Genomic DNA, 19311 nt, shown 5'->3' on the forward strand with positions numbered 1-19311 from the left:
GAAGGACTGGCGGCACATCGCAACCCGATACGACAGATGCCCCAAGGTCTTCCTGTCGGCCATCGCACTCGCAGCACTCGTCACTTAATGGCTATGAGGCAGGAACCTAGGAAACAGCCGCGATCAGCAGGTGTGCATCAGATATTTCAAAGAACGCACCGTCTGCACCCGCCGCACTTGCGTTCCCCACCAATCCACTTATGAAAGTGCCGTTAATTGACCTAAGGGAAAGCTTGCGATGCGCATGCGCGATACGTTCATCAAACCGATGCACCCAGAAGGTATTCGATTTGTCGCAATCTTTGCCGCTGTAACGGTCGGGCTGTTTCTCTTGTCAGGCATTTTGGGTTGGATTGGTGTCGGCCTAACAATCTGGTGTTACTATTTTTTTCGCGACCCGGAACGTGTGCCCCCCATAGGAGAAGGTTTGATCGTCAGTCCAGCGGACGGGGTGGTTTCTCTGATCGAGCAGGCGGTACCGCCGAGTGAACTTGGGATGCCCGACACGCCTCTGACCCGTGTCAGTGTGTTCATGAGCGTCTTTAACTGTCATGTGAACCGAACGCCGGTTGAGGGTGAGATAACCGCCGTTGCCTATCGCCCCGGCAAGTTTTTGAACGCGTCCCTGGACAAGGCCAGCGCCGACAACGAACGCAACGGTCTGCGTATTCATATGAGGAACGGTCAGAATCTGGCTGTTGTGCAAATTGCCGGTCTGGTGGCCAGGCGGATCGTCTGCTTCGTGAAGCCGGGAGATACACTTCAAACCGGAGAACGGTTTGGGTTGATCCGTTTCGGTTCTCGGCTGGATGTCTATCTTCCAGAAGGCGTGGACCCCCAGGTGCGTGTCGGGCAAACGATGATTGCCGGTGAAACCATCATTGCCAGTTTGCCCGCGCCTGAAGAAAATAGGTAGCTTGATCAGTGGAAAAGCCATCTAAACAAGAAGAGACCGGGTTTGCGCTGATCCATTTGTTACCCAATGCGCTGACCATAACGGCTGTTTGCGCGGGCCTGTCAGCAATCAGATTTGGCGTTCAGGGCAACTATGTGCTTTCGGTTCAACTCATTATCGCGGCCTGTGTGCTGGACGGATTAGACGGACGCATTGCACGCTTACTCAACAGTGACAGCAAAATAGGCGCAGAGCTCGATTCACTGGCGGATTTTTTGAACTTCGGAGTGGCCCCGCCGCTCGTTCTCTATTTCTGGGCCTTGCAGGACATACGCAGTGCGGCATGGCTTGCAGTTCTGTTCTTTGCGGTGTGTTGCGTCATGCGCCTAGCCCGATTCAATGTGGGCAGTAAATCTGAATCCTGTGATCATGATAGCGCTTACTTCGAGGGGATCCCGGCCCCTGCAGGGGCGCTGCTGGTCATGTTGCCAATGTATCTGTCTTTCGCTTTTGCGAACGCACCACTGCTGCCTAGTATGGCGATTTGCCTCTACATGGTGATCATCGGTCTTCTGCTCATCAGTCGAATTCCAACATGGTCATTTAAAACCACGCGGATCTCACGCGAGAACGCAAAGTTTTTTCTGATCGGGGTTGCTGTTGTTGGCGCCGCGCTGCTGACCTTTGCCTGGGCCACGCTGATCGCGCTTTGTGTCGGGTATGTAGGAATGGTTGCTTGGGCGTGGCTTGACAGGGAAACACCTTCTAACCGTTAAGGATATGATATGGACATCAAGGCCGTTCAAACCTCCTACGCTCGCTGGGCACCCGTTTATGATAAGACGTTTGGGGCCATTACCAACACCGGTCGGCGGCACGCGGTGGAATATATCAACAGACGCCCAGGAAAGGTATTGGAGGTTGGTGTAGGAACCGGCCTGTCCCTTGAACACTATACACCCGAGACGCGGGTTACTGGTATCGATTTCAGCGAAGAAATGTTGCAAAAGGCCCGCGACAAAGTAAGAGATTTGTCGCTAAACCATGTCACAGAGCTAAGGCAAATGGATGCCCGAACGCTCGATTTTCCGGACAACAGTTTTGATAAGATTGCAGCAATGCATGTGCTGTCTGTGGTTCCAGAACCGGAAAGGGTGATGGCAGAAATTGCGAGGGTCTGTAAACCAGGTGGAAAAGTGGTGATCACAAACCATTTCCAACGAGAGCGGGGGGTGCTCGCCTCACTTGAACGCGTCTTTGCCCCGCTGGCGAATACAATCGGTTGGCATTCTGATTTCGAGATTGGCACAATATTGCAAGAGGATGCATTGACCGTCGAAGAACAAAAGCCACTTCCGCCGTTGGGGATGATGACTTTTCTGGTTTTGAGAAAATCAGCGGTTGTTTAACGGACTTGATAAAGAACTTGGAGCGGCAACAACAAGGGAACTGAGAACATCGTACCGCGATTTTTGTTAAGTCTGCGGGTTTCGCATCAAGCGCGGAAGCTGCAGGTGCGCCCCTAAGACCACCAACTCCATGGCACGATGCAAACGACTCAAGGAATGCCATACGACCCGATTTCGCGGTATCCGAAGAGCACCCCATTCCTGCTAGTGGTAAGGGCAGTATTACTCGTTTCACAAAACTATCCCGGGCTTGTTGTACAATGATTGGCGTACATTGATCGCGGATTTTTTTGCATTGTCAGTGGTCAATGCAGAAAAGCAGCATTTTGGTTTTGGTGACCTGTTTTTGAAGTGTCAAAATGGGCTAGGGAACTAGTACCGCTGCCCCCTGCAATCGACCCGCGCGCAAGTCAGCCAGCGCTTTGTTGGCATCTTTCAAATCATAGACTTGTGTCCGGGTCTTGATATCAGCTTTTTCGACAATGGCGAAAAACTCTTCGCCATCTTGCCGGGTGAGGTTTGCGACAGACAGAATATAGCGTTCGCCCCACAGATCACTGTAGGGGAAGGTTGGAATGTCGCTCATGTGAATACCGCCGCAAACGACACGCCCACCCTTTCGCACAGCGCGTAAAGCTGTTGGCACAAGTGACCCTACTGGTGCAAAAATGATCGCGGCGTCCAACTCCACTGGCGGCTGTTCATCGGAACCGCTGGCCCACGTCGCCCCCAGATCACGGGCAAAGGCCTGTGCCTCGATATCGCCTGGCCGGGTAAGTGCGTAAACGCTGCGGCCCTGCCAGATCGCAAGTTGCGCGAGGATATGCGCGGCCGCTCCAAATCCGTAAAACCCGATGTCCTTTGCGTCTTCTGCCATTCGCAGACAGCGAAATCCAATAAGCCCAGCGCACAATAATGGCGCGAGCGCAACCGGGTCAGCTGTTTCCGGCAGCGCAAAGACATATCGCGTATCGGCCAGGCACGCTTCGGCGAAACCCCCGTTTCGCGTATATCCTGTAAAGACTGGCGCATCGCAGAGGTTTTCCTGTTCATTTTGGCAGTACCGACACTGTCCACACGTGGATCCCAGCCAAGGTACGCCGACCCGCTGTCCGGTCTTTAAACCGGTAACAGAACCACCTTTTTCGAGGATCCTTCCGACAACTTCATGCCCCGGAACCAACGGAAGTTTAGGGTGTTTCAGGTCACCATCCATCACGTGCAGATCAGTCCGACAGACACCACAGGCTTCAATCTTGATCAGAATTTCATGTTTGCCTGGAGGCGGGATATCAATGTTTTCAGGATGAAGTGAGCAACTATGACCCCTTAAAACCATTGCAAGTGTCATGATACTGTTCCTTGTAAGGGACCGTTCGATCACATTCGAAAGCCCCCATGTTTCGAATTAGTTAGAAACCAGACTATTACCGATCCACACAAGCACTGACGTGGAACCGCCTCTCGGACTAAGGTTATTGTAGCACGCGGCGATGAGAGCTTGGCTTGATCCAACGCAAGGCCCTCGGCCCGGTCGCCCAATAGACTCAACGTCGAACTCAACAAAATCGTGCCGAATTCATGAAGAAGTACTCATTTGTTTATCTGGCACTGGCTGCGCTCGTGATCGCAGGTACGCTGCTGTATTCCATTGTCTCAAACAGCAATGACCAATTGCCGGATGGATTCGTTCAAGGAAATGGGCGGATAGAAGCAGAGCAGGTAGAGATCGCACCCACTATTGCTGGTCGTGTCGAGAATGTCCTCGCGGCTGAAGGCGCCATGGTTGCCATTGGTGATGTCCTGGCAGAGATGGATATAGATGAGCTATCCGCTGCGCTGGATCGGGCCAAGGCAGAGGTCGCTCTTGCGCTTCAAACGCGGGCAGAGGCAGAGGCGCTGGTTTTGCAACGGCAAAGTGAGCAACGCCGTGCCGCCCAAGAACTCGAACGCGCAAAAGCACTCCTGACGGGGCAAAACATCTCTGAAACCGTTTTTGAAGAACGCGAAACCATCCATCAAGTTGCCACCGCAGTTTTGGGTGCCGCCAAGGCACGCGTTGCAACCGCGGAAAGTAGGATTGCCGCCGCTGAGGCGGAAGTACGCCGAATCGAAGCACAGATTGAAGACAGTTCTTTGCTGGCACCGATGCCTGGACGTGTTCTCTATCGACTGGCCGAGCCCGGCGAGGTCGTTGGTGCCGGCGAACCTATCCTGACACTTCTCAGCCTTGAGAATGTATATATGGAAGTTTTTCTTCCCGCGCGCGAAGCCGGGCTTCTGCCCATTGGCGCCGAGGCCCGCATCGTGCTCGATGCTTTGCCGGAATATGCGATACCTGCCTATGTCAGCTTTGTCTCTCCCGAGGCGCAGTTCACACCCAAACAGGTCGAGACTCTGGATGAACGCGAGCAACTGGTCTTTCGTGTCCGCGTCCGAATCCCAGAGGACTTGGTTGAAAGCCGGATCGAACATGTAAAAACAGGTCTTCGCGGTGTCGCCGTAATCCGGATCGATAATGGCAGCGCTTGGCCTGAGGCGCTCGAGCAACCAATCCCAGAAGAGTTATTCGAATGAGCTCTGCTGCCACCGAGCCGACATTCCGCATCGCCGGGGTCACGCATAGGTACGGAAAACTCATCGCGTTGGACACGGTATCGCTGGATCTTCCGACCGGGAAGCTAATTGGCTTCATCGGCCCAGATGGCGTCGGCAAATCCACTTTGCTTGGCTTGATTACCGGGGCAAAGAAACTGCAGTCTGGATCTATCAATGTACTTGGTGGTGCGATTGATGAGCCCGCTCATCGTCGACGTATATGTCCCGCGATCGCATTCATGCCGCAAGGTTTGGGTCGGAACCTCTACTCAGAACTGTCGGTACGCGAAAACTTGGAATTCTTCTCGGGCCTATTCAGCCAGGGACACGATGAACGTGATATACGGATCGCCGCGTTGCTATCGGCGACGGGGCTTGCGCCTTTTGAGGATCGCTTGATGGGCAAACTCTCGGGCGGGATGAAACAGAAGCTGGGCCTGTGCTGCGCATTGATTCATGACCCCAAGCTTCTGGTTCTGGATGAACCGACAACCGGGGTCGATCCGTTGTCACGTCAACAGTTCTGGGCATTGATCAGCGCGATCCGAGCGGAAAACCCTAAGCTCTCTGTTCTGGTTTCAACGGCCTATATGGAGGAGGCCGAAGGCTTTGACCAAATCATTGCCATGGACGCAGGTCGCGTCATCTTTCAGGGCAAACCAGCCGAATTGAAGTGCGACGATAAGGACTTCGAAACCGCATACCGACGCTTGCGGGCCGACGGGGCGTCTGGTTCAGAGCCGGATCAAACAATCGTTCGACAGATCGACACGGATCCGGTGATCACTGCTCGCGGGCTGACACGGCGCTTTGGCGATTTCACCGCCGTGAACAACGTCGACTTTTCAATCAATCGCGGAGAGATTTTCGGGTTTCTGGGATCAAACGGCTGCGGCAAATCCACAACAATGAAAATGCTGACCGGTTTGCTGCCTGCCAGCTCAGGTGAAGCATTGCTGTTCGGCAAACCCGTTGACGCCCGGGATCGAAAAGTGCGCAGCGATATTGGGTATATGAGCCAGGCTTTCTCATTATACGGCGAATTGTCTGTTCACCAGAACCTGCAGCTGCATGCCCGCATTTTTGCGATCCGTGACCGTGACGCGCGTATTTCGGAGTTGACGGAACGCTTCGGACTGGCCGCACATCGTGATACTTTGGCGGCCAATTTGCCCCTTGGGATCAAACAGCGCCTATCTCTGGCTGTTGCAATCATCCATCGCCCGCGCGTGCTGATTTTGGATGAGCCGACCTCCGGAGTGGACCCCGAAGCACGAGATACGTTTTGGGCATTGCTCGTTGAATTGTCGCGAAAAGACGCGGTAACGATCTTTGTCTCCACCCACTTTATGGCAGAGGCAGAACGATGTGACCGGGTTTCGTTCATGCATGCAGGCCAGGTCTTGGCCGAAGGCGCACCAGCCGAACTGATCGCCGCCGAAGGTGCAGACAGCCTTGAGGAGGCTTTCATCTCAATTCTAGAGGCGGCGGAAAAACCAGCGCCGGTTGCAGCGCCGAAAGTTGATGTAGCGACCAGCTCTAAACATGAGGGCGGAAGTGTCGGGCGTGCACTGGCTTATACACGACGCGAGGCCGTCGAAGTGGCGCGTGATCCTGTTCGCCTTGCCTTTGCGTTTCTAGGGTCTGCCATTTTGATGTTAGTTTTCTGCTTTGGCATTACGCTGGACATTGAAGAACTGGATTTTGCGGTCCTGGACCTTTCTCAGGGTCCTGAAAGCCGGGCTTATGCGACTGAGTTCGCGGGGTCGTCCTACTTCAAACCCACGCCCCCCTTGAACAGCGCTGTGGAAGGGCGCAACCGGCTAAAGGCTGGAGACGTTTCACTGGTCATAGAGTTGCCACCAGACTTTGGCCGTAAGCTGCGCACAGGAGAGCTGACACAGGTCCTCGCGACAGTCGATGGTGCCATTCCGTTCAAGGGCGAGACGGTTGAAGGATATGTCACGGGGCTGCATCAGAACTTTCTGGATGAATACGCCCGTAACACCGGGCAACGTGACGTCGAGATTGCCCGGATTCAACCACGATTTCGCTACAATCAGAGTTTTGAGAGCATTGCAGCAATGGCCCCGGCCATGCCGGCGATTCTGCTTATCATGTTGCCGGCCGTCTTGACAGCGGTCAGCGTCGCGCGTGAGCGCGAGCTGGGATCTGTGGTGAACTTCTACGTAACGCCGACGACTCGCCTCGAATTCCTGATCGGTAAGCAAATCCCCTACATTGTAATTGCTTTCGCGAACTTTCTGCTTCTGGCAGCGATGACCATCTTCGTCTTCGGCGTGCCGCTCAAAGGTGACCCCATTGCGCTGGCTGTTGGTGCGTTTTTATATGTCTGGGCAACGACATCCTACGGATTGCTGATTGCCACAATGACATCCAGTCAGGTAGCGGCAACATTTGCGACAGCCATCGCTTCGGTTGTGCCGACCATCCAGTTCTCAGGCCTATTGCAACCTGTTTCCACATTGGAAGGGGGCGCGCAGCTCATCGGTTCGCTCTGGCCGTCTTCTTACTTTCTGCATTTGAACGTCGGCGCGTTCACCAAAGGATTGGGTTGGGAATCTCTTGCACCCGACATTCTGGCGCTTGCCTGTTTCGGACCGATACTGACACTAATCGCCGCCCTTTGCCTCCGTGCGCAGGAGAAGTGAGTGCAACGCCTCTATTGCATATTCTGGCTAGGGCTTAAGGAAATAATGAGCCTGCGCCGCGATTGGGTGATGATGGCCTTGCTGGTCTGGTCGTTCACGCTGGCTCCGATCATGGAGGCAACAGGCGTTGCAAGCTCGGTGAACAACGCCTCGATCGCATTTGCAGATGAGGACAACTCTCCATTGTCGCGCACCCTTGCTACCGCGTTTTTCCCGCCGGAGTTTCAACCGGTCGTGCAAATTGAACCGGGGACTGGCCCAAAGCATATGGATGCCGGGCGGTTTATCTTTATTGTCGCCATTCCGCCGGGGTTCGAAAGAGACCTGCGTGCCAGGCACACGCCAGAGATTCAGGTTCTGATAGACGCGACGGCCATGGAGCAGGCAGGTATCGGCGCCAACTACATCACCAATATTCTGAGCGCCGAGATCCATCGCTTTGCAATCGGGGTCGATCTAGTGGATCCCCCCTTAGTCAATGTCATACTAAGAAGCGCCTTCAACCAAAACAGAGATACGGTGCGTTTTGCAGGCATTGTTGCACTGATCGGTCAGATCATGTGGCTCACGACCATCCTGACGGGTGCCGCTATGATCCGGGAGAGAGAGCACGGAACAATTGAGCATCTGCTGGCCATGCCCCTAACGCCGCTCGACATCGCGATGGCCAAGATCTGGGCCAATGCCGCCGTTGTCTTGATCGCTGCCGGGTTATCGTTGACTTTCGTAATGCAGGGCTCGCTGGATATTCAAATTGCCGGATCAAAAACACTGTTTCTTTGTGGAACGGCGCTGTTTCTGTTTACAGCCACAGCGCTTGGGGTCTTTTTGGCTACGATTGCACGCTCGATGGCACAGTTTGCGCTCCTGGTCATGCTGATTGTCCTGCCAATGCTTATGCTGTCCGGAGGGGAAACACCTGTCGAAGGGCAACCAGCCTGGCTGCAAACCGGAACGCTGTTTCTGCCGTCCCGCCACTATATGTCAGCCAGCCAAGCAATCGTTTTCAAAGGTGCTGGTGTTGAAACGGTCTGGCCGGAATTCGTTTGGATGACTGTGTTGGGTTTGGCATTGTTAATGACAAGCCTGTTTATGTTCCGAAGGTCGGTCGCTCGGATGAGCTGATATGAACCGGTCGCATATGCCGTCCTCAGGCATATTGGTAACGACAGCGCGCAAATACTTCGCGAATTTGATCTCGGTTAATGTGAATGCGCCTGAGGGCATGGTAAAATTGGCTCACTGTCTTCTTTCTAGGGAGAGTTCAAATGCCCACAAAATCAGTCAAATCCGAGACACAGGAAGCCCTGATGGACGTGTTGAAATCCATGCGTGGCGTGATGTCCATGAACCCGGTGGTTGCACCGCAGATCGAACAGTTTTGGAAAGCGCAGGACCATCTGCTGAGCGAGGCGGAAGAATACTCCCGTCTCTGGTTCAAACGCCGCCACGAAGCTGCACGCACTGCGCTGCAAACAGCCCGGGAAACCACGACTGGCGACAGTCCAGATCCGGCCAAAACGATGCAGGCCGTCGCCGAATGGCAACGTCATTCCATGGAACGAATGGTGGAAGATGCACGTGAGTGGTTCGACATGGTGTCACGCTGTGCAAAACACGTAAGCGAAACAGAGGCAGACGCCATCGGCGAAAGCATGGAAGCTGCCTTCAAGGCTGCGGGCAAATCCAAAAGCTAGAACCCATTTAACCCGAGTGATGCGCCTGTCTTTGACAGACTGGTGCCATGTGACCCTTCACGTGTCGCTTGCCAAGCTGAGTGACCACTATTGCGATAGCGCTTTCGCAGTATTGCGTGTTTATCCACACGTGATTGATCGTGCAAAGCAGCGACCTAACATTCAGGTCTGATGAATGTAAGTGCCCGGCGCTTTAGGCAGTTTTTCGACGCCCTTTTGTTTCCCACTCATCGGCGGGGGCGCAGTTTCACCTGACGAAAGGCTTTTTATCCAATCCGCCATCGCGGGCCACCAGGACCCTTGTCTTATTTCCGTCGCTTCCAGCCAATCATCTGGTGAGGTATACAGCGCGTCCGCCGGTCTGTGGCCCTGACGATAGTGGCGATGCTTGTGCCCCGGCTCGCTCAGGATACCGCCATTGTGACCGCCATTGGTCAGCACGAAGGTCAGATCCCCGTCAGTAAAAAGCCGTATCTTATAAACTGAGCGCCATGGAGCAATGTGATCCGATTCCGTTCCGACCACAAACATGGGAACGCGTATGTCCTTAAGCGCGACAACCCGTCCTTCGACGGCGAACCGTCCAGCGCTCAGCCGGTTTTCCAAGAACAGTCCGCGCAGATACTCGGAATGCATCCGCGCAGGCATCCGGGTTGTATCATTGTTCCAAACGGTCAGATCTGTTGGAAGATCGTCTTCACCCAAAAAATAGCGCCGCACTGCCCGCGCATAGATCAGGTCTTCGGCGCGGATAGTTGTAAAAGTCCGGGACATCTGGGGGCGGTCCAAACATCCCTGCAACCACATCAGGTCTTCGACAAAAGCGACTTGGCTGTCGTCGATAAACAGCAAAAGCTCACCGGCCTCGGCAAAATCAACCTGCGCTGCCATGAGTGTGATGCTGGCAAGCCGGTCATCGCCATCACGTTGCATCACCGCAGCTGCAATCGCCAGAAGTGTACCGCCAAGGCAATATCCATTGGCGTGTATCTTTTGGCCCGGCACAGTTTTTTCGACGGCGTCGATCGCGGCCATAACGCCGTTCAGGCGATAATCCTCGAGGCTGAGATCAGCCTGATCAGCCGTCGGATTGACCCAGGACATCATGAACACGGTAAAGCCTTGCTCGACCAGGTAACGCACCATGGAGTTTTCCGGAGAAAGGTCGAGCACATAGTACTTCATGATCCAGGCAGGTATAAAAAGGATAGGTTCCGCCTGTACGCTCTTGGTGCGTGGCGTGTATTGAATCAGCTCGAACAGATCGTTTCGAAAAACGACCCTGCCGGGAGTCGCCGCAAGGTCTTTGCCGACTTTATAACCCTGAGGGGCAGGTTCGTGTTGTTGCGTTATGGTATGGGCAACATCTTCAAGGAAATGAGTGCTGCCCTCTATCAAATTGCGACCACCTGTCTGGAAGGTGCGGTTGATGATTTCCGGGTTTGACCACGGGAAATTAGACGGGGAGATAAGATCAAGGGCCTGGCGGATCTGAAACTGAGCTCGTTCCGCGTCGCGCGGCGCGATGCCCGGCATTTCGTCCGTTGCTGCCTGCCACCAGTCCTGTGCGCTCAGAAAAGCTTGCTGCCATAGCGAAAATGGCACCTTCTGCCAGCCGGGTGCACTGAAGCGGTGGTCTTGCTTGCGTGGCTGAAACGGCGGAGCAGCTTTTGCTCCAATCGCCATCTCGCAGGCATAAACCCAGAGTTTTGCGGTATCGCGCGCGGCGCGCTCTGTCAGTTCAAGCTGGCGCCCGGGGGAACGACCCAGATGCAGGGCCCAATCCATCCAAGTGGCCATAATCGAATGCGGCGATACACCGGCGGTGGCACGGGCAAGCGCCGCACGCGTAGCGCGGTCAAGTTTCTCATAGGGGTGTCGGGGGTTATTCTGCCCAGTGTCTGCCGCAGGAATCTTGCCTTTAGCATTCAGCTTGTTAGGAGATACTTCTGTCATCTGGGTTCTCCAGTCTGGGCAAAGTTCTATGAAGCTGCGATCCTAAACCTTCGCGGCCACCAGACCCTGAGCGACCAGGCAACCGCCCTTCTTCATTGGAAATATTTGTTGCCGCCGCACGGAGGCTGCGCCCCCTCCTGCAGTAGCAGCAAGCGTTTGGCAAACCGCATTGCTATGCATCTTTCTCTATTTCGGCAGCATAAAGAACTCTTCCAGCACAATCTTGCCTTCCTCAACGGAATAAATGGCAATCTCGCTAAGAGTCATGCTTTGTCCCGTGTCTTTCTGCACGACTTCGGCATTGAAACGCACCCCAAAGCGATTGGGGGGATGAACATAGGGGCCGTCGGCATGAAGTTCCAAGATTTCATGCGTTTTCAGCCAGTCTTCTCGCTTCGCCTTGATGGCGTCCCGTCCCTTTGCAATCCGAAACTGCCGTACCGGAGGCACAACCGCCTCTACGGATTGAGCGTTTTCAGCGTACATCGCGTCAACGCTTATTAAGCCTTTGCGATCACGCATCGCCTGAACAAATGCCCGGCCTATTTTGACTAGCGCTTCCATGCAAGACCTCCTGTTGTGTTGATGACAGTACCTCTGTTCACTGCGTTCAACCTTGACAAAGATCAAAAATGGAACCGCTCTGATCCTCTGATTGTACGGCCTGCGCCCCCATTCACGCGATGGAACCGAAGGATGCCTTTGGAGCCGGAACGTCACCGCATTGCGACACAACGCACGCAATGCGAATTGCGCAATGGAAGCTATAAAAACGCGCACGCGCTATTCCCGCATCGTTGATTTGAACCACATCAAATACGCCCAAGGCAGGACCGCGTATACAGGAGTCGCTCAACCATGAGCCTGTCGTGACGGTGCGGCTTGGCCATCGCCGCGAGGGCGTATCAATCCCAAGTTCACTGCGGCAACGATATCGCTGAGACGTGTCTTAAACGGAGTTTGAAATGCCAGAACGCCTTAAAGTTCTGCCTGAAGCATCTGGGGCCCTGTCGCACACGCAAGAAAGTGCTGATGTGCTAAAGGACCTGCAAACAACGTCCACCGGACTTACATCAGAACAAGCCAAACTGCGTCTTGAGAAATTCGGACGCAACGAGCCGCCGCCGTCAAAAAGGAAAAATGTGATCCTGCGGTTCCTGGCACATTTCCACAACGTTCTGATCTACGTGCTTATCGGGTCAGCAGCTATAACCTTTTTACTGGGGCATCTGGTGGACACTGTCGTCATTCTTGCCGTTATTCTGGCCAATGCCTGCATCGGCTTCGTGCAAGAGGGTCGGGCTGAAAAGGCAATGGATGCGATCCATCAGATGCTTGCCCCAAAGGCTGCAGTCTTACGTGATGGGCGGCGGATCACAATCAATGGTGCCGAAGTTGTTCCCGGCGACATTATTCTGCTTGAAGCCGGTGACAAGCCCCCTGCCGATATACGTCTGATCGAAGCGCATGGCATGAAGGCACAAGAAGCTATTCTGACAGGCGAGTCTGTCGCCGTTGACAAAGAAGACATAGCAACTGACGCGGATGCAGCGCTTGGCGACCAGCGCGGCATGGCGTTTGGTGGCACGTTGATCACGGCCGGCCAGGGACGCGGCGTCGTAACAGCAACAGGCGGACGGACCGAGATCGGGCGCATTAGCCGGATGATCTCTGAGGTCGAGACACTCACAACGCCGCTGGTACGCCAAATGGATACCTTTGCGCGCTGGCTTACACTTTTCATACTGGCCGTGGCCGCGACCCTTATGGCTTTCGGCTATTTCGTGGCTGACTACAGTTTCATTGATTTGTTCATGGCGGTCATTGGTCTATCGGTTGCGGCAATTCCCGAGGGGCTTCCTGCGGTCCTGACCATCACGCTGGCGATCGGCGTGCAGTCCATGGCACGCCGCAATGCCATTGTCCGGCGCCTTCCCGCAATCGAGACGATTGGCTCGGTCTCGGTCATCTGTACAGACAAGACCGGCACCCTGACCCGCAACGAAATGGTGGTGACCAATGTTGCTGTTGGAAGTCATTGCTTTGACATTCATGGCGACGGCTATGATCCCGCCGGTGCTATTGTGGGCGATGGTTCGGAACCGATACAGACGCTGCCGCCGACCCTGCGGGATTTGGCAACCGTCGCGGTCTGCTGCAACGACGCGACGCTTGAACAACGATCCGGTGTTTGGGATGTAAACGGCGACCCGATGGAGGGTGCGCTTTTGTCCTTTGCGGCAAAGGTCCTGGGCCCATTGGGCGGGGCGCGGGCATCTTGGAACCGCTGCGATGTTCTACCCTTCGATGCGCAACGGCGTTTTATGGCGACGCTGGATCAGAGTGAGACCGGAGCACGTAAGGTCTTTGTCAAAGGCGCGCCCGAGACGCTGCTGTCTCTTTGCGAAACGCAGCTCGACGCCGATGGCAGCGCGCAGCCAATTGACCACGAAACATGGTCCGCGATCGAAGATCGCTTTGCCTCGGCAGGGTGCCGGGTATTGGCGTTCGCCTTCCGTCCTGCACACGAAGGTGAGACATGTCTAACGCCGCAGGACTTTTCGGATGATCTGGTCTTCCTGGGTCTTGTTGGCCTAATCGATCCACCTCGTAAAGAAGCGAAACATGCCATTGCCGCCTGTCAGAACGCAGGAATTGCAGTCAAAATGATAACTGGTGATCACGCCGGTACAGCCGCAGCAATAGGTCAGAATATCGGTCTGGTTCACGCCCATAACACTCTGAGCGGTGCACAGATCGATAAGATGGACGACACCGCATTGTCCGTGGCAGTTCTGCATACTGATATCTTTGCGCGCACAAACCCTGAGCACAAATTGCGCCTAGTCTATGCGCTGCAGGCACAAGGCCTGACGGTTGCCATGACGGGCGATGGCGTCAATGACGCACCAGCGCTGAAACGCGCTGATGTTGGCATTGCCATGGGCAGAAAAGGATCCGAAGCCGCGAAGGAAGCCGCCGATGTCGTTCTCGCTGATGATAACTTTGCAACGATCGCTGCAGCGGTACGCGAAGGTCGCACGGTGTTTGACAACATAAAAAAGGTAATCAGTTGGCTGCTGCCTACGAGCGGAGGTGAAGCACTGGTTGTCATCGTCGCACTTTTGCTGGGACTTACACTGCCCGTTTCGCCAATACAGATACTGTGGATCAATCTCATAACTGCCGTAACACTTGGCATTGCACTCGCTTTTGAGCCGACCGAAGAAAGCACAATGCTTCGACCGCCCCGGCCACGAGATGCACCGATCCTGGGCGGCGAGTTGGTCTGGCATATCATGCTTGTCTCCGGTCTGTTTTTGGCCGGGGTCTTCAGCATTTTTACCTATGCCGAAAAGCAGGGCTATTCGCTGGAGCTGGCGCAAACGCTGGCGCTAAACACATTGGTAGTAATGGAAATTTTCCACCTTTTCTTTGTACGCAACATCTATGGCACCTCTCTGACTTGGAAGGCAATTCGAGGCACGCCCATCGTTTGGGCATGTGTGGTCACCGTCTCCGCAGCTCAACTCGCTGCAACTTACGTGCCGGGTTTTCAGAATGTACTGGGGACCGCTGCCGTCAGTCTTAAAGATGGCCTCCTCATTATTGGCTTGGGTATCGCGCTGTTTGTCCTGCTTGAGTTGGAGAAACAACTCGCCCTCACCTTGGGTGCGCGGCATCAGAAGATGTTCAATCATCGGGCTCGCTAGTGCGCAGACAGATCTACTCTTTCAAGAACGTCGTCACAGATGCTTCCAATGCGGCCCAATCCGTAAACTCCTGTGTGCCATCTCGCGGATCAACATTCCGGTCCTTCAAAACGACATGGCGGATGATTTCTTTTTCAAAGTAGTCATAGCTTTCGGGACGCACCGCGCCGGCGACCAAGGCGGTCTCGTCTGGTTCAAAAAAGTTCTCAGCAGCATTTCAGCGAGATAATCCTGAGCCTCCTCCAGACCCTCAGGAAACGCAGCCTTAACCCATGAAGTCTCCGAGCTCTTTGATTATAAAAAAGTATCTTGTCCTCCGGGCGGGGCGGAACTTATGGAAACTGGGTTTTCATGCAGTAAAAAGACACTGTTCCCCACATTCAGCCAGACGAACTGGCCCGCCTTGAAGATCAGCCCATCGTGGCCAACAGGACTGATCACAAGTTCCCACTGTTTAGGGGCAGTCTGCGTACCGCCTCCACTTTCCATGGCCTGCGGTGCTGTCTTAGCGGTTCGACCAGATAAACAAATAGAAGTGAACACACGGCAATCGCTGTCATAACAGCCCACATAGCAATTAGGAGCGGATGTGACGTGTGGCGTCCCACGGCGATGGTGTGGTGGGCCAGAAACCTTCCCTTATCAAATCACCTTGAACTGTCCCATTGGCGCTGACGTCAGACAGCCTGCTCCACCCAGCGACTGACAAACGCGGATTTGACCGTCATGGAGTTGAGAAAACTTCTAAGTTCTAGGAAACTACGTCACGACTGAACGCCGGGTTGGGTGTCTTATCCGGTGCCTCTAAGCCTTGTCGATGTATCCTCCTTGGCATTGCCTTCAGCCATTCGGCTAAAAGCTCGTCGCCAACCTTCAGCAAGTTCTTCCATCTGAGACAAAACCTCAGCATCTTCTGGCAGAATACGACGGGTCAGCCGCGCGCGTGTCACAGCCAGCACAGACCAATCAGGATTTGGCCTTTCAGCCAAGATGATCCGATCACCGGCGCCAACGTCGCCAGGCTCAAGTACACGATAGTACCATCCGGTTCGACCCGTCTTCTGAAACTGGTAAGGCATCTCCTTGCGCCCCGTATGTAGCCCAAGTTTCCAGCACGGCTGCCGCCCCTGGCTAATTTGAACTACCGCTGTCCCGAGTAACAGGATGTCCCCGATGCAGAGGTTTTCCTCGGTCAGTCCCGCTGTTGAAATGTTCTCGCCAAACGCCGCTGGCATTGTGCCGTGTGCCATTAGGCCCTCTGCGTGCCACGCCGAATAGTGATCAAAAGCATAATGATGGATGGCTTTGTCTTTGCCGCCATGCACGGTCAAATCCGCTTGTGCGTCTCCGGAAAACCCAAGCGAGTTAACAAACTGCCGCCCGTTCACCCGATCTTTCTTAATGGCTGATGGCGGTTTGTTTTTCCAGCGATCTTTGACTGCTCCGAAGAATATGCCGTCAATGGTCGCCGACAGGTCTGGATGGTTCATCTAGCTTCCTCATGCTCAATGCAGATCTTGTCTTTTTCGCCGGGCTCCAATGAAACACCCAACAATTTGCAAAAACCGTTTTCCGTCGTGACATCATGATGGGCGCAGGATTTGCATTGGCCGAACGATCGGCCTCCATTTGCGGCCAAAGCCAGACTGAGGCCTTGCATCAGCCCCTGCTCAAGCATGGCTTGGTTTTCTAACGGCATATCTCCAATTGCCTGAGCAACAGGATTTCGCTGACGTACGATCTCGGCCCCTTCTTTTGTGAGTTCGTAGGAGATCGACCGCTGATCGTGTTCTTTGCGGTGCTCTTCTACATAGCCTTTGCGCGCCAAGGCCTTGAGCGTCTGTGACATCGTTCCACGGGTTGTACCGATGTACTCTGCGACATGCGACGGCGAGCGCGAGAACATGTTCGCCTCAGCGAGGTACTCGAGCGCCATCCTCTGAGTCGGGTTCAAATCTCCCGCCCATCCTTCGGAAGCATAAATCCGGGCCAGACGGTTGATCAGTGTGCGTATGCGATGATCTGTGTTCATAACACTTTTAGTAGCGAGTCGAAATTATAGTTGCAATGTATTTCTCATTATAGTAGCGACTCGCTATCGTTTAATTGGAGGCACCCATGAAACTTTCAACGCTCACTTCTACTTTGGCTCTGCTCATCGGCAGCACAGCTCTTGCCGATGGGAACCATGCCATTCATCAAGAGGGCGCGATCATGTCTTCTGCTGACGCTAGCAAAGTCGCGGATTTTGACATTCTGGCCGCACACGTGCACCGCAATGGAAACACGGTCACTTTTCACATGACAACGAATGGATCGGCTGGCGCCTCGGTTCCGGTGGCAACCGGAGAGGTCGGTGGATCAGATGTCTGGTCATATGTCTGGCCTACGTCTCTGGACCCTTCGGCCGTTGGGTTCGAAGGCGGCACAGGTATCCTTGCAATGGCCGCAACCAGTCATCCGGATTTTGATGACACACCGCTTTTTGACGAAAACGGCGACGGAGACCCGGCCAATGACGGCATCGAATGGCACAGCCACTGGGTTGTGTTGACCCCGACCAAAGCGTGCGGACCCAACGCGCTTGCCGTACGTGACATCCCCGAAGGTTCCTCGCCCAAGCTACCCGCGACATGGCCTGGATTTCCGATCTTTCTGGACAGCCCTGGGTTCACACCGCTGTTCGACGGACCTGAAATTATGGTGAAGGCAGGCTTCGCTAGCGACGTTGAACTGGATGGTGTCGCTTATGACGGCGTCACATCAGCTTTGAGGGTTAACGCGAATATCCATGCGCCCTTGCTATGCGTAGCAGATGTTTTCGACGTCGCATCTGGTGATCTGAGCCTGCCGGGCAAGATTCACTAGTATTCGATTGCGCTGCCGCCGAACCCACGGCGGCTGCCTGCAACTGAGGACGAAGAAAATGCAAGCACCCGAATTAGACGTCACGGAGTGGTTCAACGCAGACACGCCCCTAACGTTCCTCGCCACAGCAATCGCTGCGCTGACAAAAGCAATTGGCTGGCACTGAAGTACCAAGCGCGTATTCAGTCATTCAGTTTAGAGCGGTCTTAGGGTGCCTTCTGCGCTCGGTACGCGGCCCATCGCCGCCTTTGCACCCGGTATTCTTTGTCATTAGAGCGCCCGCGTCGTGTTGTTAGAAACCAACGGAAAACTAACTAGGGTCAGGACTCGTTGTTGTTTCATAGCCAGAATATGACAGTGGCGGCGAGAGCGATGGCGGAGAGGAATACCTTTGGGCACCTGTCATAGCGGGTTGCCAGACCGACCATCATCTGGGCAAAGATGCCTTTGTCACTCCATCGTTTCCAACGGTTATGAAGGGTCTTGTGCGGCCCGTACTCCTTGGGCGCGTCTCGCCACCGTAAACCATTGCGATTGATGAAGATAATCCCACTCAACACACGCCGGTCATCGACACGAGGCTTGCCGTGGGACTTGGGGAAATAGGGCTCCAGACGCGCCATCTGCGCATCGCTCAGCCAGAAAAGGTCAGACATGTCACCACTCGTTTTTCGAACGATGAATCATGCCGAAAAGCGGAAATCAATGGGTCCTGACCCTAGGTTTCGAGATAGATCGATCCTCTTTTGCTGTCTACATCGGTCCATTTCAGTTCTGGAAGGCTCGGCGTGGATCGCAGCTTGAGGCTGATCTACGGAACGTCAAATAGGAGGCGGCGCATGGTTAGTCCGGGTGAAACACCAAGGGAGTTCTTCGACAGATGCATGGCGGAGGGCACACACTTTCGCGACGTCGAATTGGTATTGGAACGCCCGCCTGAGCACTGGACGATTGAGGACAATCTCACGTTCACAAAGCTGGTGCTCGTAAGATTGCTTCAATGGCAGCGTGGGCCTAGGTAGTTCACAATAGGGAGCCAAACTCCTTTGAAAACCGCTGCGATGCTGAGACGCCGCAAAAGCGATGGCCAAGGCTAATTTGTTGACTGGTGAAGAAGCCGCTGCTGACTCAGTAGTTCGGAAAATGAATGGGATCGCCAAGCACAAACCGCCACAACAAATTTGTTACTTACATGGACCAACCAAAAACTAAGTCTTTCGGTCGGAGGATGGTTCTCAATATGCGTTGGTCGAATATGTTACTAAAAGATGAGCGTGCTGCCCGGGTGCTGCCCAGAACTGATGCACCAATTCAATCGGTAGAAAGAAATCACGTAAGTTATTGTAAATGTCCTTAAGATATTGGTCGGAGTGAGAGGATTCGAACCTCCGACCCCTGCCTCCCGAAGACAGTGCTCTACCAGGCTGAGCTACACTCCGACCGTGGCGCGGGGTCTATACGCGGTGAGGTGGATGTGCAAGGGGCATTGTGAGACATGCGCAG

At 54.3% G+C, this 19311-nt stretch carries 15 protein-coding genes, 1 tRNA gene and 2 pseudogenes; 10 read left to right on the forward strand and 8 right to left on the reverse strand.

The annotated features are described in order from the left end of the window. From ABLN87_RS13750 to ABLN87_RS13765, 4 genes and pseudogenes are all read left to right on the forward strand, one after another. Positions 1-88: pseudogene (locus tag ABLN87_RS13750) on the forward strand (IS5/IS1182 family transposase); the annotation flags it as partial. Between the two features lie 150 nt (positions 89-238). Then, the gene (locus tag ABLN87_RS13755; protein WP_353011087.1) at positions 239-916 is read left to right on the forward strand and encodes a phosphatidylserine decarboxylase; all 678 of its coding nucleotides are present in this window, start codon (positions 239-241) and stop codon (positions 914-916) included. 8 nt (positions 917-924) lie between these two features. Then, a complete protein-coding gene (gene pssA, locus ABLN87_RS13760) occupies positions 925-1671 on the forward strand; it encodes a CDP-diacylglycerol--serine O-phosphatidyltransferase (protein ID WP_353011089.1) in 747 nt (248 codons plus the stop codon). Positions 1672-1680: 9 nt separating this feature from the next. After that, positions 1681-2304, forward strand: coding sequence for a class I SAM-dependent methyltransferase (locus ABLN87_RS13765; RefSeq protein WP_353011091.1), 624 nt, complete (start codon positions 1681-1683; stop codon positions 2302-2304). A 364-nt stretch (positions 2305-2668) separates the two neighbouring features. Here the strand turns inward: ABLN87_RS13765 and ABLN87_RS13770 are convergent, their stop codons facing one another. Beyond that, positions 2669-3655, reverse strand: coding sequence for a zinc-dependent alcohol dehydrogenase family protein (locus tag ABLN87_RS13770; protein ID WP_353011093.1), 987 nt, complete (start codon positions 3653-3655; stop codon positions 2669-2671). Between the two features lie 230 nt (positions 3656-3885). On the opposite strand from ABLN87_RS13770, the gene ABLN87_RS13775 reads away from it, so the two are divergent. From ABLN87_RS13775 to ABLN87_RS13790, 4 genes are all read left to right on the forward strand, one after another. Continuing rightward, a complete protein-coding gene (locus ABLN87_RS13775; RefSeq protein WP_353011094.1) occupies positions 3886-4881 on the forward strand; it encodes an HlyD family secretion protein in 996 nt (331 codons plus the stop codon). Next, positions 4878-7574, forward strand: a complete 2697-nt coding sequence (rbbA, locus tag ABLN87_RS13780) for a ribosome-associated ATPase/putative transporter RbbA (protein WP_353011096.1) — start codon at positions 4878-4880, stop codon at positions 7572-7574. Before ABLN87_RS13775 ends, rbbA begins: the two co-directional genes overlap by 4 nt. Beyond that, entirely contained in the window at positions 7575-8699 is a 1125-nt protein-coding gene (locus ABLN87_RS13785; protein ID WP_353011098.1) for an ABC transporter permease, read from the forward strand. Positions 8700-8842: 143 nt separating this feature from the next. Further along, positions 8843-9271, forward strand: a complete 429-nt coding sequence (locus tag ABLN87_RS13790; RefSeq protein WP_353011100.1) for a phasin family protein — start codon at positions 8843-8845, stop codon at positions 9269-9271. A gap of 162 nt (positions 9272-9433) precedes the next feature. On the opposite strand, the gene ABLN87_RS13795 is transcribed toward ABLN87_RS13790, so the two are convergent. Next, the gene (locus tag ABLN87_RS13795) at positions 9434-11227 is read right to left on the reverse strand and encodes a PHA/PHB synthase family protein (RefSeq protein ID WP_353011101.1); all 1794 of its coding nucleotides are present in this window, start codon (positions 11225-11227) and stop codon (positions 9434-9436) included. Positions 11228-11413: 186 nt separating this feature from the next. Then, entirely contained in the window at positions 11414-11791 is a 378-nt protein-coding gene (locus ABLN87_RS13800; protein WP_353011103.1) for a nuclear transport factor 2 family protein, read from the reverse strand. A gap of 401 nt (positions 11792-12192) precedes the next feature. On the opposite strand from ABLN87_RS13800, the gene ABLN87_RS13805 reads away from it, so the two are divergent. Next, positions 12193-14940: a cation-transporting P-type ATPase gene (locus tag ABLN87_RS13805; RefSeq protein ID WP_353011104.1), complete on the forward strand. Its 2748-nt coding sequence runs from the start codon at positions 12193-12195 to the stop codon at positions 14938-14940. A 13-nt stretch (positions 14941-14953) separates the two neighbouring features. Here ABLN87_RS13805 and ABLN87_RS13810 read toward each other — a convergent pair whose 3' ends face one another. From ABLN87_RS13810 to ABLN87_RS13820, 3 genes are all read right to left on the reverse strand, one after another. Continuing rightward, positions 14954-15118 carry a hypothetical protein gene (locus ABLN87_RS13810; protein WP_353011106.1) on the reverse strand — a complete coding sequence of 55 codons (165 nt, stop codon included), beginning with the start codon at positions 15116-15118 and terminating at the stop codon, positions 14954-14956. Between the two features lie 613 nt (positions 15119-15731). Further along, a complete protein-coding gene (locus ABLN87_RS13815) occupies positions 15732-16430 on the reverse strand; it encodes an MOSC domain-containing protein (protein WP_353011108.1) in 699 nt (232 codons plus the stop codon). Then, positions 16427-16972 carry a MarR family winged helix-turn-helix transcriptional regulator gene (locus ABLN87_RS13820; protein WP_353011110.1) on the reverse strand — a complete coding sequence of 182 codons (546 nt, stop codon included), beginning with the start codon at positions 16970-16972 and terminating at the stop codon, positions 16427-16429. The genes ABLN87_RS13815 and ABLN87_RS13820 overlap by 4 nt, the downstream gene beginning before the upstream one ends. Positions 16973-17058: 86 nt before the next feature. Here ABLN87_RS13820 and ABLN87_RS13825 point away from each other — a divergent pair, with 86 nt between their 5' ends. Continuing rightward, positions 17059-17808 (forward strand): hypothetical protein, encoded by a 750-nt coding sequence (locus ABLN87_RS13825; protein WP_353011111.1) that lies wholly within the window; start codon positions 17059-17061, stop codon positions 17806-17808. Positions 17809-18167: 359 nt separating this feature from the next. On the opposite strand, the pseudogene ABLN87_RS13830 reads toward ABLN87_RS13825, so the two are convergent. Continuing rightward, positions 18168-18464 (reverse strand): annotated as a pseudogene (locus ABLN87_RS13830) (transposase); the annotation flags it as partial. A gap of 706 nt (positions 18465-19170) precedes the next feature. Next, positions 19171-19247: transfer RNA gene (locus tag ABLN87_RS13835), tRNA-Pro, on the reverse strand. Positions 19248-19311 lie beyond the last annotated feature (64 nt).

Origin of the sequence: Ruegeria sp. SCP10, assembly GCF_040329495.1 — a bacterium.
GTDB lineage: Bacteria > Pseudomonadota > Alphaproteobacteria > Rhodobacterales > Rhodobacteraceae > Ruegeria.

Bases quoted from the DNA above. Each gene is read 5' to 3' on its own strand.
- ABLN87_RS13795 (WP_353011101.1), bottom strand. From the start codon at position 11,227: ATGACAGAAGTATCTCCTAACAAGCTGAATGCTAAAGGCAAGATTCCT.
- ABLN87_RS13820 (WP_353011110.1), bottom strand. From the start codon at position 16,972: ATGAACACAGATCATCGCATACGCACACTGATCAACCGTCTGGCCCGG.
- ABLN87_RS13805 (WP_353011104.1), top strand. From the start codon at position 12,193: ATGCCAGAACGCCTTAAAGTTCTGCCTGAAGCATCTGGGGCCCTGTCG.
- ABLN87_RS13800 (WP_353011103.1), bottom strand. From the start codon at position 11,791: ATGGAAGCGCTAGTCAAAATAGGCCGGGCATTTGTTCAGGCGATGCGT.
- ABLN87_RS13775 (WP_353011094.1), top strand. From the start codon at position 3,886: ATGAAGAAGTACTCATTTGTTTATCTGGCACTGGCTGCGCTCGTGATC.
- ABLN87_RS13790 (WP_353011100.1), top strand. From the start codon at position 8,843: ATGCCCACAAAATCAGTCAAATCCGAGACACAGGAAGCCCTGATGGAC.
- ABLN87_RS13765 (WP_353011091.1), top strand. From the start codon at position 1,681: ATGGACATCAAGGCCGTTCAAACCTCCTACGCTCGCTGGGCACCCGTT.
- ABLN87_RS13825 (WP_353011111.1), top strand. From the start codon at position 17,059: ATGAAACTTTCAACGCTCACTTCTACTTTGGCTCTGCTCATCGGCAGC.
- ABLN87_RS13815 (WP_353011108.1), bottom strand. From the start codon at position 16,430: ATGAACCATCCAGACCTGTCGGCGACCATTGACGGCATATTCTTCGGA.
- ABLN87_RS13770 (WP_353011093.1), bottom strand. From the start codon at position 3,655: ATGACACTTGCAATGGTTTTAAGGGGTCATAGTTGCTCACTTCATCCT.
- rbbA (WP_353011096.1), top strand. From the start codon at position 4,878: ATGAGCTCTGCTGCCACCGAGCCGACATTCCGCATCGCCGGGGTCACG.
- ABLN87_RS13755 (WP_353011087.1), top strand. From the start codon at position 239: ATGCGCATGCGCGATACGTTCATCAAACCGATGCACCCAGAAGGTATT.